The 13,385-nt window shown below is 72.2% G+C and carries 14 protein-coding genes and 1 pseudogene; 9 read left to right on the forward strand and 6 right to left on the reverse strand.

Annotated features, from left to right (window positions below):
* Nucleotides 1-6: 6 nt before the first annotated feature.
* Together KZ829_RS15710 and KZ829_RS15715 are read right to left on the reverse strand one after the other, a co-directional pair.
* Nucleotides 7-1,692: a hypothetical protein gene (locus tag KZ829_RS15710; protein ID WP_308285502.1), complete on the reverse strand. Its 1,686-nt coding sequence runs from the start codon at nt 1,690-1,692 to the stop codon at nt 7-9.
* A gap of 99 nt (nt 1,693-1,791) precedes the next feature.
* A complete protein-coding gene (locus tag KZ829_RS15715; protein WP_220144634.1) occupies nt 1,792-2,415 on the reverse strand; it encodes an LUD domain-containing protein in 624 nt (207 codons plus the stop codon).
* 108 nt (nt 2,416-2,523) lie between these two features.
* On the opposite strand from KZ829_RS15715, the gene KZ829_RS15720 reads away from it, so the two are divergent.
* Both KZ829_RS15720 and KZ829_RS15725 read left to right on the forward strand, forming a co-directional pair.
* Nucleotides 2,524-2,886 (forward strand): winged helix-turn-helix transcriptional regulator, encoded by a 363-nt coding sequence (locus KZ829_RS15720; RefSeq protein ID WP_220144635.1) that lies wholly within the window; start codon nt 2,524-2,526, stop codon nt 2,884-2,886.
* Between the two features lie 45 nt (nt 2,887-2,931).
* Nucleotides 2,932-4,431: a M1 family metallopeptidase gene (locus tag KZ829_RS15725; protein WP_220144636.1), complete on the forward strand. Its 1,500-nt coding sequence runs from the start codon at nt 2,932-2,934 to the stop codon at nt 4,429-4,431.
* A gap of 3 nt (nt 4,432-4,434) precedes the next feature.
* Here KZ829_RS15725 and KZ829_RS15730 read toward each other — a convergent pair whose 3' ends face one another.
* Nucleotides 4,435-5,043, reverse strand: coding sequence for a hypothetical protein (locus KZ829_RS15730; protein WP_220144637.1), 609 nt, complete (start codon nt 5,041-5,043; stop codon nt 4,435-4,437).
* Nucleotides 5,033-6,163 (reverse strand): hypothetical protein, encoded by a 1,131-nt coding sequence (locus KZ829_RS15735; protein WP_220144638.1) that lies wholly within the window; start codon nt 6,161-6,163, stop codon nt 5,033-5,035. Before KZ829_RS15735 ends, KZ829_RS15730 begins: the two co-directional genes overlap by 11 nt.
* A gap of 24 nt (nt 6,164-6,187) precedes the next feature.
* Here KZ829_RS15735 and KZ829_RS15740 point away from each other — a divergent pair, with 24 nt between their 5' ends.
* The 7 genes and pseudogenes from KZ829_RS15740 (at nt 6,188) to KZ829_RS15775 (ending at nt 11,386) form a co-directional block, all read left to right on the forward strand.
* Complete coding sequence (locus KZ829_RS15740; RefSeq protein WP_308285503.1) at nt 6,188-7,084, forward strand: LysR family transcriptional regulator; 897 nt, start codon at nt 6,188-6,190, stop codon at nt 7,082-7,084.
* 92 nt (nt 7,085-7,176) lie between these two features.
* A pseudogene (locus KZ829_RS15745) lies at nt 7,177-8,330 on the forward strand (LLM class flavin-dependent oxidoreductase).
* On the forward strand, nt 8,327-8,836 hold the full coding sequence (locus tag KZ829_RS15750; protein ID WP_220144639.1) for a flavin reductase family protein: 510 nt from the start codon (nt 8,327-8,329) through the stop codon (nt 8,834-8,836). Before KZ829_RS15745 ends, KZ829_RS15750 begins: the two are co-directional and overlap by 4 nt.
* A gap of 15 nt (nt 8,837-8,851) precedes the next feature.
* Nucleotides 8,852-9,514, forward strand: coding sequence for an ABC transporter permease subunit (locus KZ829_RS42990; RefSeq protein ID WP_246635651.1), 663 nt, complete (start codon nt 8,852-8,854; stop codon nt 9,512-9,514).
* On the forward strand, nt 9,487-10,203 hold the full coding sequence (locus tag KZ829_RS15765) for an ABC transporter ATP-binding protein (RefSeq protein ID WP_220144640.1): 717 nt from the start codon (nt 9,487-9,489) through the stop codon (nt 10,201-10,203). The genes KZ829_RS42990 and KZ829_RS15765 overlap by 28 nt, the downstream gene beginning before the upstream one ends.
* A 59-nt stretch (nt 10,204-10,262) precedes the next feature.
* Nucleotides 10,263-11,042: a MerR family transcriptional regulator gene (locus tag KZ829_RS15770; RefSeq protein WP_220144641.1), complete on the forward strand. Its 780-nt coding sequence runs from the start codon at nt 10,263-10,265 to the stop codon at nt 11,040-11,042.
* Nucleotides 11,042-11,386 carry a VOC family protein gene (locus KZ829_RS15775; protein ID WP_220144642.1) on the forward strand — a complete coding sequence of 115 codons (345 nt, stop codon included), beginning with the start codon at nt 11,042-11,044 and terminating at the stop codon, nt 11,384-11,386. The genes KZ829_RS15770 and KZ829_RS15775 overlap by 1 nt, the downstream gene beginning before the upstream one ends.
* A gap of 197 nt (nt 11,387-11,583) precedes the next feature.
* On the opposite strand, the gene KZ829_RS15780 is transcribed toward KZ829_RS15775, so the two are convergent.
* Nucleotides 11,584-12,510 carry a YobF C-terminal domain-containing protein gene (locus KZ829_RS15780; protein ID WP_308285504.1) on the reverse strand — a complete coding sequence of 309 codons (927 nt, stop codon included), beginning with the start codon at nt 12,508-12,510 and terminating at the stop codon, nt 11,584-11,586.
* An 18-nt stretch (nt 12,511-12,528) separates the two neighbouring features.
* Nucleotides 12,529-13,332: a helix-turn-helix domain-containing protein gene (locus tag KZ829_RS15785; protein WP_220144643.1), complete on the reverse strand. Its 804-nt coding sequence runs from the start codon at nt 13,330-13,332 to the stop codon at nt 12,529-12,531.
* Between the last annotated feature and the right edge of the window lie 53 nt (nt 13,333-13,385).

The following is a 13,385-nucleotide window of genomic DNA, read 5'->3' on the forward strand; positions in this document are numbered from 1 at the left end:
CCGAGCCTATCTGCGCATCGCCTCGCGCACGTTGATCAGCAGGACCAGGAGCGCCGCGGCGAAGAAGGTGAACGTGACGACGTAGCGGCCGTCGTACCAGAGCAGGACGAGTGCCCCGATCGCGGCGGCCGCCAGGATCAGGCGCAGCAGGACGGCCAGGAACTTGCCGCGGACCAGGCCCTCCACGGCGAGCAGGCCGAGCAGCAGGGCCAGGGCGATGTCGCTGCCACCGGTGCCCAGTGGGAAGGCGAGGGCGCCGAGCGCGCCCAGGATCAGCGGGGTGCTCAGAACCGCCCACCACGACATGATCCGGCCACGGAGGCCGATGGCGGGTTCCAGCGGGACGCGGCGGTGCAGCAGGTGGGCGTGCGGGTGGTCGGTCAACGGCGCGGCGGTGGCTGCGCCGGCCAGTTCGTCGGCGAGGCGGGTGTGCTCCATGCGCAGGTTGAGCAGCCGGCGTTCGTCCGGGAGCAGGCCGCGGACCTCGGCCGAGCCGGCCGGGAGCCCGGCCGCGGCGACGGCGAGTTCCTGCCGCAGGGTGGTGATCTGGTCGTCGAGGGCGGTGAGGCGGTCCTGGTCGCGTTGCAGGCGGATCTCGGCGAGTTTGCGTTCGGCCTCCGGATTGGGGGCGACCTTCGCGAGGCCGGCCCAGCCGACCGGGTCGGCCCAGGGCTGCCGGACCGTGCCGTCGCGGCTGTAGCGGGGGCCGGCCGGGCCGCGTTCGCCGCCGAGCCGGTCGCGGGTGTCGCGGCCCCACAGGCCACGGAAGTCGCGGACCCATGGGGTGTCGTCGCCGATCAGGACCGGGTTCCACGGTTCGTCGTGGCCGGGGCCGACGGCGCGGCCGTCGCCGCGGGCGTAGTCGACGTACGGGATGCCGACCGACGGATGGGGTTCGTGGTGCCAGGGCGCGAACAGCCGGGCCGACCAGCGCAGCGCCCCGACCAGGCCGCGCAGTTTCGGCGGCTTGACCGTGATCAGGTAGTCGCCGGGCAGGTAGGCGCCGGAGTGCGAGCCGGCGCCGACGAACACGACCGGGTGCCGGCCGGCGTACACCGTGAGGTCCGGGTCGTCCCAGCGGCGCCGCAGGTCGTCGCCGGTCTCCTCGTGGGCGGAGAAGACCACCCAGCGGGGCGGCGGCAGCCCGTCCGGGCCGGTGACGGTGCCGTCGAGGTAGACGGTGACCTGTTCCCAGTCGGCCTCGTGCTCGTTGACGCCGCCGAACGCCGACCGCCAGTTGTTGAAGCTGTAGAAGAACCAGTACTGACAGACGATCCACGGGTCGTCGCGCAGCACCCGGCCGTAGTAGGCGGGCCGGTCCGGCCGCAGGTGGTCGCGTTGCAGCAGGAAGGACTGGGCGGCGCTGCCGCCGGGCACGCTGCCGCGGAACAGCAGGGAGAACCGGTTGATGGCGTCGAGGAGCCGGGCGGTCGGGCCGACCGAGGCGAGCCGGCTGGACCGGCGCAGGTGGGGTGGGCGTTCCCGGAGCGGGATGTGCGCGTGCCTGTCGTTGGCGCCGATGCCGGACAGCGAGTAGCCGCTGTCGGCGGGCAGCCGGTCCAGGGTGAGCCCGCCCGGGGGCGCCTCCTGTGCCGGGCCGCTGCCGGGCCGGGCACGCCACAGGCTGGCCCGGCCCACATAACGTTCGACCGAGACGGGGAAGAAGTACTCCCCTTCGGTGAACCGGGCCACCGGTTCGTAGGCGCGCAGCAGGCGCAGGTCGTCCTCGATAACCCCGAGGTTAGCGGCCCGCCCGGACGGCGGGCCGCGTCCCCCGCCGAGTGTGACGGGTCAGAACCCGATCGGCTCGCGCACGATGATCACGGTGCCGCGGTCCGGGAACGCCTCCCGCTCCAGGATCAGGATCCGGGCGATGAACGAGGTCTGGCCATAGCGCTCCCGCAGGCGCTCGTTCTCCCGGGGCAGGCTGAAGGTGCGCAGCCGGCCTAGGGCGGTGTCCAGGTCCGGCACGATCTTCTGGGCGCCGGCGACCCAGATCGCCTGGCGGGCGCCGGAGGCGTACGGGGCGAACTGGCTGCCACTGGCCGACCCGACGACCAGGTGCCCCTGTTCGGTGATCGCGTGCACGCTGCCGACCACCACGTCGGGCAGGGCGCCGAGGCGGATCACGTCGTAGATGTCGCCGGACGGCGCCGGGGCGCCGGCGCGAATCGAGGTGAAGGCGCCGGATTCGTCGAGGTCGGCGGTGATGCCGGCGGTACGCAGGGTCTCGCTCTGCGCGGTGAAGACGCCGCGGTCGCGGGGCACGAGCTCGGACACCAGGCGGCGGGCGTCCTCCGGGGCGTCCACCACGTGGGTGGTGAAGTCGTTGGCGCGCAGTGCCGCGGCGGTCCGTTCGATCCGCTCACCGTCGGCCGCGACCGCGAAGGACTCGTCCAGGGACAGGGTCGTCATCTCTACATTTCCTATCGGTCTCGGTTGGTAACTGACCCCATCGTCGGGAACCATGGGCCGGGTACGGAAGACGGCACCTTTTTCTGCCTCGGTTACCTGGAGGTCACCATGACCGTCCTGTCCCGGCACGACGACGCGACCTGCCGGGTGCGCGACATCCTCGACCGGGTCGGCGACAAGTGGTCGCTGACCGTGATCGACGGACTGGGCGCCGAGACCCGGCGGTTCACCGAGCTCAAGCGGGCCATTCCGGGGATCAGCCAGCGGATGCTGACCGCCACCCTGCGCGGCCTGGAACGCGACGGCCTGGTCCACCGGACCGTTCACGCGACGGTGCCGCCCCGGGTCGACTACACGCTCACACCGCTGGGGCTGACCCTGCTGGAAACCGTGTGGACGCTGCTGAACTGGACACTCACCCACATGGACGAGATCGACGAGGCCCGCACGGCGTACGACCGGCGGGCCTGACGAACGTTAATAGATCGTTTTAAATGCATTGGTACGTTGCCCCGCATGAGACCCATGCTCGGCAGGACCGTCGCCGTCACCGCGGCCGTCCTCACCGTCGTCCTCGGCATCCAGGCCGGCGCCCAGGCCGCCCCCACCCCCGGCAGCCCCGGCATCGGCGACGTCTACTACCCGGAGTACGGCAACGGCGGCTACGACGTCGGCCACTACGACATCCGCCTGCGCTACCACCCGGACACCGACCGCCTGACCGGCACCACCACGATCCTCGCCACCGCCACCCAGGACCTGTCCGCCTTCAACCTGGACTTCGCCCTGGCCACCCAGTCGGTGCGGGTCAACAACCGGGCCGCCACCTTCGCCCGGCAGAGCGACCACGAACTGGTCGTCACCCCGGCCCGCCCGATCACCAAGGGCAGCCAGGTGACCATCGTGGTCCAGTACGACGACATCCCGTCACAGGTCGTGGCGTCCGGCTTCACCTCGTGGAACCGCACGGCCGACGGCGCGCTCGCCGTCAACGAGCCGGAGATCGCCTGGTGGTGGTACCCGAGCAACGACCACCCCACCGACAAGGCCAGTTTCGACGTGTCGGTGCTGGTTCCGGACGGCGTCGAGGTGATCTCCAACGGCACCCCGACCCGGTGGGCGCAGCAGGCGCTCGTCGGCTGGGACCGCTGGTCGTGGCGGCAGGAACGGCCGCAGGCCACCTATCTGACGTTCCTGGCGATCGGTGACTTCGACACGTACCGGGACACCTCCGCCGACGGCAGCCCGATCGTCACGGCGTACAACACCCGGCTCGACGCGACCACCGCGGCGGCCGCCCGGGCCAGCATCGAACGCAGCGACGAGATCACCGACTGGGCGGCCGGAAAGTTCGGGCCCTACGCGTTCACCGCCCGCGGCGGCGTGGTCACCGGCATCAACGATCAGGGCTTCGCCCTGGAGACCCAGACCCGTCCGGTGTACGACGGAGTCTCCTTCACCCGCGGCACCAACAACTCGCTCGTGGTCCACGAACTGGCGCACCAGTGGTTCGGCGACTCGGTGGCGCTCGGCCAGTGGAAGGACATCTGGCTCAACGAGGGCTTCGCGTCGTACGCCCAGTGGCTGTGGTCGGAGGACCAGAACGAGGGCACGGCCGACGAGATCGCCGACTACGTCTACTCGGTCGCCCACCCCGCGAACGACCCGTTCTGGCAGGTGCTGCCCGGCGACCCCGGCCCGGCTCGCCTGTTCCACAGCGCGGTCTACGACCGTGGCGCCCTCACCGTCCACCACCTGCGCAAACTGGTCGGCGACGAGGACTTCTCCGCCATCGTCCAGGCGTGGACCAGCACCAACCGCGACGGCGACGGCACCACCCCGGAGTTCCAGGCGCTCGCCGAGAAGATCTCCGGCGTGGACCTGGACGCGTTCCTGGCGACGTGGCTCTACACCCCGGGCCGCCCCGACCTGGGCATCTCGACGCTGAGCCTCCCGTCCGAGCCGAAGTCCTGGGCCAAGATCTCCGCCACCCACGAGCAGGCACACCGCCACTGACGGTCAGGGATGCGCGCGCCGCCACCGTCGTCCGGTGGCGGCCGCGATCCCGTGCACCATGCGTGCCAGGTCTGCGGCGCCCTCCGCGTCGTCGGCCCGGCGGACCGTCCTCAGGATGGGCGCGACCTCGTCGAGCTCGATGCCGCCACGCAGCAGCAGGAAGTGCAGGACCATCCCGGCAAGACGGGCGTTGCCGTCGTCGTACGGGTGGAAGAACGCGACGTCCAGGTAGGCTCGGGCGGCGCGGGCGGTCACCGGCACCAGGGGGTCGGTGGCCTGTGCCAGACAGGTGGCGAAATCCCGCTCGGTGCCGGCGTCCAGCCCGTACCGCTCCCGGCCGTTCTTGGCGAACGCCGGGCCCGCGCGGAACCGCGCCACCGTGACCCCGCGCCCGATGCGGTTCCACCGGGACGTGAGGCTCAAGGTGAGGTCACTGGTGGCCGCCTCCCGCCGAACGTCGGCGTATGCGGCCTGGAGGAGAGGGCTGCCCCGGGCGAAGTCCGCGAAGCCGTCGCGCAGCGCGGGCACCGGCGTGACCAGGTGCGGGACGGCGTCACGCCAGGCGACCCGCTCCCGCACCCGCCGCCACACCGCCAGGTGGTCAGGCGTCACCGGTCACCCGTTCCGCGAACCGCTCCGCCACCGCCCGGACGTCCTTTCGTTTCGGCTCCACCCAGCTCGAGAAGCTGCCACCGACCGCGTGCCCGATCAGCGGGCCCCGCCGGGACTCCTCGACACCGGCCGCCTCCAGGAACCAGCGCAGGACGGTGGTGCAGCACGAGTACCAGCCGGACTCGTACTCGGTCCGGTCGCCGACCGCGGTGATCAGGTGGGCGACCGCACGCTCCCAGGGTTCCGGGTCGCCGTCCGGCATCGGCAGGAAGCGGTCGAACCGCCCGGCCAGATCGGCCAGGAAGTCGTGCCACTCCAGCACGGCCGCGACGATCGTGGCGGTGGTCGCCTCCGGAGTGCCCACCGAGTGGCCGAAACAGCACCAGTTGCCGACCGGGCCGCCGTCGAAGTCGCCCTCGCCGACCGACCAGCGCCAGCCGGTCACCCAGGGCCCGTACCGCTCGACGATCCCCTCGGCGACGATGTCGAGCCAGAGGTCCCGGAGGCGGGAGTCGTCGTCGCGGTCGGGGATCTCGGACGCCGCGACCAGGGCCGCGACCAAGCCCGGAACCGTCGCCGGGTCGAAATCGCGGCCGGTCACGTCGACGTCGGCCCAGGTCAGGCTGGTCGGGTGGGGTACACGCGGTGGCGGCCAGTCACCGACGTACCGGGTGATGCCGGGAGCGCGCACGGCCTGCCATGTGTCGGGTCCCGGCGCGGCGGCCGCGAACCGGCCCGGCGTGCCGGTGGCCAGTTCGACCGTCAGCTCGTGGAAGGCGACGATCCCCGTGGCGAGCCGGTCGAGCGTGTCGTCCGGCGTCGTCACCATGGGCAGGCTGGTCAGCCAGATCGGGATCCGGCCGCGGCCCTCGTGGTCCCGCAACTCCAGGGTGTAGCGCCAGCCCACCACCCAGTCGCCGAGCCGCTCCACCAGTGCGGCGACCATGTGGTCGAACCAGATACTGGCGAGCCGCCGGTCGGCATCGGCGGGCGGCATCGCGGCGACCGGCGGCAGTGACCGCACCAGCGCCCGAATGGTGGCCGGATCGAAGTCGCGGCCGGCCGGATCGACGTCCTGCCAGGTGAGTCGACTGAACTCGGGGAGCCGGGGCCGCTTCATCGAGATGACTATAGGGTCGGGCCGGTGCGGTTCGAACAGTTGGAGTACCTGACGGCGGTGATTCGCCACGGGTCTCTGCGCCGCGCCGGGGAGCACCTGCACGTGTCCCAGTCGGCGCTCAGCGAGGCGATCAGCACCCTGGAGCGGGAGCTGGGCGTCCCCCTGCTGGAGCGCCACCGGTCGGGGGCGCGGGTGAGCCGCGAGGGCCGTGACCTGTTGCCGTTGATGACCGAGATCCTGGCCGGGGTGACGCAGCTCAAGGCGGCGGCCCGCGATCACGCGCGGACCAGCCGGGCGATCCGGGTCGGCACCGTCAATGCCGGTACGTCGGTGCTGCTGGTGCCGACCGTCCGCGAGTTCGGGGCCGGGCACCCGAACACGTCGGTCGACGTCGCCACGATGTTCCAGCCGGAGATCGAGGAGGGCCTGCTGGAGGGCCGCCTCGACGTGGGCCTGGTGAACGTCTTCCCGGGTGACGACATCCCGGCGGTGCTGCACCGGACGACGCTGCTGCACGGCACTCCGGCGGTCTGCTGCCGCACCGACGACCCGCTCGCCGCCCAGGCCCGGATCAGCGTCGACGACCTGCGGGCACGCGCCTTCGTCGGGATGCGGCCGGGATATCTGATGCACCGGCTCGCGCAGCGGCTGTTCGGTGGCGATCCGCCGCCGGAGACGTATTCGGCGGACGGCGCCGAGATGGGCAAGTCGCTGGTGGCCAGTGGCACCGGCCCGGCCATCCTGCCGGACTACAGCATCGCCGGCGACCCCCTCGAAATGGCCGGGCTGATCACCATGCGGCCGCTGGCCGAGGAGGTGCCGCCGGTGATGATGGTGCTGCTGCGGCGCCGGTTCGACCGGGTGCCGCCGGCGATCCTGGACTTCGAGGAGACCATCGTGCGGCTCGCCCGTTCGACGTAGCCGAAGGGGTGTTCGGCGTCTCCGGTCATCACCGGGCTTGCCTAACCCACAAAATCTAGCGAGCCTATAGGTATTGCGTTGAAAGGGCTCGCATGTCTCTCAAGTTCCACTGGTTCCTGCCCACCAACGGCGGCGACGGACGGCACGTCGTCGGTGGCGGTCACGGCGTCTCCGCAGGCAGCTCCGGCCGCCCCGCCGACGTCGCCTACCTCACCCAGGTCGCCCGCGCCGCCGAGGACAACGGCTTCGAGGCCGCCCTCACCCCGACCGGCGCCTGGTGCGAGGACGCCTGGCTGAGCACCGCGATGCTCAGCCAGACCACCGACCGCCTCAAGTTTTTGGTCGCCTTCCGGCCCGGCGTGATCTCCCCGTTCCTGGCCGCGCAGATGGCCGGCACCTTCCAGAACATGTCCGGCGGCCGCCTGCTGCTCAACGTCGTCACCGGCGGGGAGAGCCACGAGCAGCGGATGTACGGCGACTTCCTCGACAAGGACGCCCGCTACCGCCGCTGCGACGAGTTCCTGGAGATCGTGCGCCGCCTGTGGGCCGGGGAGACCGTCGACTTCCGGGGCGAGCACCTGTCGGTCGAGGCGGCCACCCTCAGCCAGATCCCGGACCCGATTCCGGAGGTCTACTTCGGCGGTTCCTCGCCGGCCGCCGGGATCGTCGCCGCCAAGCACGCCGACGTCTACCTGACCTGGGGCGAGCCGCCGGAAGCGGTGGCCGCGAAGATCGCGTGGATCCGCGAACTCGCCGCCGGGCAGGGCCGGACGATCCGGTTCGGCATCCGGATGCACACCATCACCCGCGACACCGCCGAGGAGGCGTGGGCCGAGGCCGACCGGCTGCTCGCCGGGATCTCGCCGGAGACGATCGCCAAGGTGCAGGCCGGGCTGCGGCTGTCCGAGTCGGAGGGCCAGCGGCGGATGCTGAACCTGCACGGTGGCAAGACCTCCGACCTGGAGATCTACCCCAACGTGTGGGCCGGCGTCGGCCTGGTCCGCGGCGGCGCCGGCACCGCCCTGGTCGGCAGCCACGAGCAGGTCGCCGACCGGATCGCCGAGTACGCGGCGCTCGGCATCGAGGAGTTCGTGCTGTCGGCGTACCCGCACCTGGAGGCGCCTACTGGTTCGGCGAGGGCGTCCTGCCGATCCTGGCCGCACGCGGGCTGTGGAAGGACGAACGGCCACGCCGCCGGAGCAGCCCCACCGTGCCGTTCGCCGCCGTGGGACGAGCCGTGCGGTGACCTCGTTCGCCACCGATCAGGACCTCGATCCGGTACGCCTGCGTCAGGCGTTCGGGGTCTTCCCCAGTGGCGTGGTGGCCGTCGCCGCGACCGTCGACGGCATCCTGGTGGGCCTGGCCGCCAGCTCGTTCACCTCGGTGAGCCTGGACCCGCCGCTGGTGTCGGTGTCGATCGCCAACAGTTCCAAGACGTGGCCGGACCTGCGCCGGGCCGGCCACGTCGGGGTGACCGTGCTGGCCGCCCATCACGGCGAGCTGTGCCGGCGGCTCGCCGGGCCGGTCGAGCACCGGTTCGACGGCGCCGCCGTGTCGGCCACCGAGACCGGCGCGGTGACCATCGACGACGGGCTCGCCCGGTTCGACTGCTCCATCTACCGCGAGGTGACGGTCGGCGACCACACCATCGTGCTGCTGCGCCTGCACGCCGCCGACCACAGCACGGACCAGGGCGGCGGGCCGCTGGTGTTCCACCGTTCCGCCTTCGGGCGCGTTTCCCCGTACCGCTGAAAAGGAGATCTCCCCATGCCCACCTCTCGCCGTCGTCTCCTGATCGGTGCCGCCGGCGCCGCGTTCCTCGCCGGCTGCGGCGGGACGGAATCCGGCGCGAGCGCCGGCAGCGCCCCGGGGACGCTGCGCATCGGCTACCAGCGCTTCGGCGGGCTGAGCCTGTCGAAGGCACGCGGGGACGCGCCGGACGCGGAATGGTCACTGTTCGAGAGCGGGCCGGCGCTCACCGAGGCGCTCAAGGCCGGCGCCATCGACATCGGCCAGACCGGCGAGGCGCCACCCATCTTCGCCGCGCTGGGCAGCTTCTTCCCGCTCTACTTCAACACGTACGCCGGGATCCGCGACATCGACCAGCGGCTCGTCGAGGCCGCCAAGACGTGCGGCCTCAACCAGTGGGAGCGGCTGCGGCACGTGGTGCTGCCCGGCGCCCTGCCGTCGCTGTTCCTCGGGCTACGGCTGGCGATCGGCGCCGGCTGGCTCAGCCTGGTCGTCGGCGAGCAGGTCAACGCCCAGACCGGCATCGGCTTCCTGATGATGGAGGCCCGCGAGTTCGCGCAGACCGACGTGGTCGTCTTCGGCCTGCTCGTCTACGCGGCTCTCGGCCTGCTCTCCGACACCCTGATCCGGATCGCGGAACGGAGGACCCTGGCATGGCGACGCGGCCTACAGGCGACCTGACCGTCCAGGTCACCGGCCTGCGCCGGGCCTTCGGCGACACGGTCGTCCTGGACGGCGCCGACCTCACCGTCGGCCGCGGCGAGGTGGTCGCGCTGCTCGGCGGCAGCGGCTCCGGCAAGAGCACCCTGCTGCGGGCGCTCGCCGGACTCGACCCGGAGGCCACCGGCGACATCACCGTCCCCGACCACTACGGCGTCGTCTTCCAGGAGCACCGCCTGCTGCCGTGGAAGCGGGTCGCCGACAACGTGGCGCTCGGTGTGCCCGGCGCGGGCGCCCGGGCCCGCGCGCTCGCCGCCCTCACCGAGGTGGGCCTCGGCGACCGCGGTGACGCCTGGCCGGCCGAGCTGTCCGGCGGCCAGGCCCAGCGGGTCGCGGTCGCCCGCGCCCTGGTCCGCGAACCGGAGCTGCTGCTGCTCGACGAACCGTTCGGCGCCCTCGACGCGCTGACCCGGCTGCGGATGCAACAGCTGCTGCAACGCCTGCGCGACCGGCACGGCTTCGCCGCCCTTCTGGTCACCCACGACGTGGACGAGGCGCTGCTGCTGGCCGACCGGGCCCTTGTCCTGGAGGGCGGGCGGATCGCCGAGGAGCTGCCGATCGTCCTGCCGCGCCCGCGCCACCAGGACGACCCCGGCTTCGGCGGACTGCGCCGCCACCTGCTCGACCGTCTGGGTGTGCCGGCCGTCTGACGCCCGCTCTTCACCCGGTGTTTGACCTTCGCCCCGGGTGAAGGTCGAGACTTGGCGGCATGGACGGACTCCTGCCGATCGGCGCGTTCTCCCGGGCGACGCTGATCTCGGCCAACACGTTGCGGGCCTACCACGAGTCGGGGCTGCTGGAACCGGCCGTGGTCGACCCGCGGACCGGTTATCGCGGCTACCGGGTCGCCCAGTTCGGGGACGCGGCGGTCATCCGGCACCTGCGGGAGCTCGACGTGCCGCTGGCCGCGATCCGGGAGATCCTGGCCGCCCGCGATCCGGAGGTCACCCGGCGGCTGCTGGCCGAGCACCGGGACCGGACGCTCGAACGGGCGGCCCACCTGGAACGGGTGCTGCGCACCACCGGCGAACTGCTGGACGCGCCGGAGATGGTGACCCCGGCCGCGGTCATCGAGCGGGTCCTGCCGCCGGTCCGCGCGTTCACGATCACCCGTGAGGTGGCCGAGCACGACTTCGCCGGGTTCCTCGGTGAGGCGTTCCGGCAGCTCACGGCGGTCGCCGCGGTGGGGCCGCCGGGCGCCGTCTTCCCGGCCGAGTACCGGGACGAACCGGTGCCGGTGACCGCCTACATGCCCGCCGACGACGGCCCCACCCTGCTGCCGGGCGGACGGTTCGCGGTCTTCGAGTTCACCGGGCCGTACCGGGAGATGACCATCGGATACCGCTCGCTGGGCGCGTGGCTGGCCGGAACCGGGATGGCCATCGCCGGCCCGGTCCGGGAGTCCTACCTGATCGGCCCGGGCGACGGTGTGCCCGAGGACCGCTATCGCACCGACATCTGCTGGCCCCTACACCTGACGGAGAAATGATGCTCAAGCTGGAGAACATCACATTCGACTGCGCCGACGCCGCGGAGCTGGCCGGATTCTGGTCACGGGCGCTGGAACGGCCGGTCGACGACGGCGCCAACCGGTTCCACGCCACCATCGGCTCGGCCGACGCCGGCCCCACGATCATGTTCCTGCAGGTCGGCGAGCCGAGGGCGGCGAAGAACCGCTGCCATCTCGATTTCTCCTCCGACGACCGGGAGGCCGAGGTCAAGCGCCTGCTCGACCTCGGCGCGACCCACGAGGCCGAACACGACGAGTACGGCGTCCGCTGGACGGTCCTGCGCGATCCCTCGGGCAACGAGTTCTGCGTCGCGGGCGTATAAGTCGGCGGCACTCCGCTTCCGGCTCAGGAGACACGTCGCAGACGAGCCCGGGACCCCCGCTGACCGGGGAGGAGGTGGCGACTCGATGTTCGCTGCCTGCCTTACGGAGATTCACATGGATTTCGGCCTCCTCTACTGCTAGGACGAGGACCCGTCCCAGGTCGAGGCCCTCGCCGAGATCGTGCGCCGATGACCCGTCATTCGCGGTGACCGAGGGCGCCGGCCAGTTCGGGGTAGGTGGGGGCGAGCCGGCGCAGCGTCTCCACGGCCGGTTTGAGGTCACCGGCCACGATGTCGCGCTGGAGGGCGCCGGCCAGCCGCGCCTGTCGGGTGGCGACGGCGGCGGCCCGGTCGTGGCCGAGCCGGCTGAGCGCGGCGGCGGCGTCGGCGAGCCGCCGCGCTCCGGCACGGATCGCGAAGTGGGCCAGGTGATCCCGTACCCCTGGATCGAGGTTCTGGGTGATCTGATCCGCGAGCAGGTGGACGCCGGGCTCGCCGCCGACCGTCCCGGGCGGGACCGGCAGGTCCTCGCGGCCGCGCAGCCAGGCGGCCGCCCCGGGCAGCGCCGCACGCAGCGCGTCGTCGGCGGAGACCCGGCGGACCCGCTCGAACGAGCCACGCATCGTGTACGCCGTGGTGCGGTAGCCGATGGTGTCGGCGCGCCAGGCGGCCAGGAAGTCCGGCACCGGCAGGGTCGCGTAGGGACAGCCGTGCGGATCGTGGAAGCGGACCAGGTCACCGTCGACCTCCAGCACCACGACGAAGTGGTCGGACCCGATCGGCCCGGTCATCCCGGGCAGGTGCCGGAGCAGCCCGAACTCCACCGGCCCGATCATGGCGGGCCCCGTTTCGAGGGCATCACGCAGCATGGTCAGCGCCTGATCGTCATCCTCGGCGCCGGTGCGGTGACAGGTCCAGCCGAGCAGCCGGATCGCTTCGTCGAGGCCACGGTCGGGATCCCACCCGTACGGATCGAAGAGGGGAAGCCGCCCGCCGAGGATCTCGAACCCGAACGGCGAGCCGGTCAGCACCTCGATCACCGACGGTGATGGCGCCTCGGCACCGAGCATCATGGCCAGCGAGTTGGCGTAACAGTAGGGCCCGGATCCGATGTAGTCAGTCACAGCAGCCAGGCTCGGGCCTCACACAGTGGGAGAGTCAACCGTTTGCACAGGTTGCTTCCTCAGGATCCGGGATCTCTTGGCCCCCACCGGGTCTGTCAGGACCGACGGGGCCGCGCCTTGACGGTCCCGGGCGAGCGCGGCCGGCGGCAGCCCGGCGAGGGCCACGGTCTCCCGGCTGAGGTGGGCCTGGTCCACGTAGCCGGCCCGGACCGCGAGCTCGCCGAGCCCACCCGCCGAGTCCAGCAGCTCCAGGAAACGGCGGAACCGCAGCACCCGGTGCATGGTCTTGGGGCCGTAGCCGACGGCCGCGGTGAACCGGCGCCGCAGCTGGCGGTCGCCGATGTCCAGCCGCCCGCTGAGGTCGTGGACCTGTGCGCGCGGATCGTCCAGCCACCGCACCGCCGCCAGCATGGCCGGGTCCGGTGGCCGTTCCTCGGCGAACCCACCGGAGATCGTCACGAGCCGGTGCAGCGCCTCGGCCGGGGGCAGGTCGTCGGGCAGTCGCCGAGCCGCATCGGGGCGCAGGTCGGACAGGTCGACGCGGAGGTTCCGCAACGGGTCGAGCGGCATGCCGAGCAGCGGTCCTCCGGCGCCGGGCCTCAGCCGTACCCCGATCATGGTCTTCCCGGCCGGCATCGTGCCCGGCATCGGCCCGGTGTCCGGGCCGGCGAGAAACGCCCCGCGCCCCTGCTCCCAGATCAGGTCGACGCAGCCGTCCGGCAGCACCAGCACCGACGATCCGCCGGCGGAGGCGGTCCGGCGCCACAGGCAGACCACGGAGCCACGCAGCGAAGGCGGCGGCGCCCACTCCTCGTAGCCCATGGCTCCCAGTATCGCCGGGTGTCCGTTTCCTACAAGACGCCGCCGGGCACCGC

Origin of the sequence: Actinoplanes hulinensis, assembly GCF_019429605.1 — a bacterium.
Taxonomy (GTDB): Bacteria; Actinomycetota; Actinomycetes; order Mycobacteriales; family Micromonosporaceae; genus Actinoplanes; species Actinoplanes campanulatus.

Excerpts from the sequence above, each read along its gene's own strand:
- KZ829_RS15720 (WP_220144635.1), top strand. The coding sequence starts at position 2,524 with ATGACCGTCCTGTCCCGGCACGACGACGCGACCTGCCGGGTGCGCGAC.
- KZ829_RS15785 (WP_220144643.1), bottom strand. The coding sequence starts at position 13,332 with ATGGGCTACGAGGAGTGGGCGCCGCCGCCTTCGCTGCGTGGCTCCGTG.
- KZ829_RS15775 (WP_220144642.1), top strand. The coding sequence starts at position 11,042 with ATGCTCAAGCTGGAGAACATCACATTCGACTGCGCCGACGCCGCGGAG.
- KZ829_RS15735 (WP_220144638.1), bottom strand. The coding sequence starts at position 6,163 with ATGAAGCGGCCCCGGCTCCCCGAGTTCAGTCGACTCACCTGGCAGGAC.
- KZ829_RS15725 (WP_220144636.1), top strand. The coding sequence starts at position 2,932 with ATGAGACCCATGCTCGGCAGGACCGTCGCCGTCACCGCGGCCGTCCTC.
- KZ829_RS42990 (WP_246635651.1), top strand. The coding sequence starts at position 8,852 with ATGCCCACCTCTCGCCGTCGTCTCCTGATCGGTGCCGCCGGCGCCGCG.
- KZ829_RS15770 (WP_220144641.1), top strand. The coding sequence starts at position 10,263 with ATGGACGGACTCCTGCCGATCGGCGCGTTCTCCCGGGCGACGCTGATC.
- KZ829_RS15715 (WP_220144634.1), bottom strand. The coding sequence starts at position 2,415 with ATGACGACCCTGTCCCTGGACGAGTCCTTCGCGGTCGCGGCCGACGGT.
- KZ829_RS15765 (WP_220144640.1), top strand. The coding sequence starts at position 9,487 with ATGGCGACGCGGCCTACAGGCGACCTGACCGTCCAGGTCACCGGCCTG.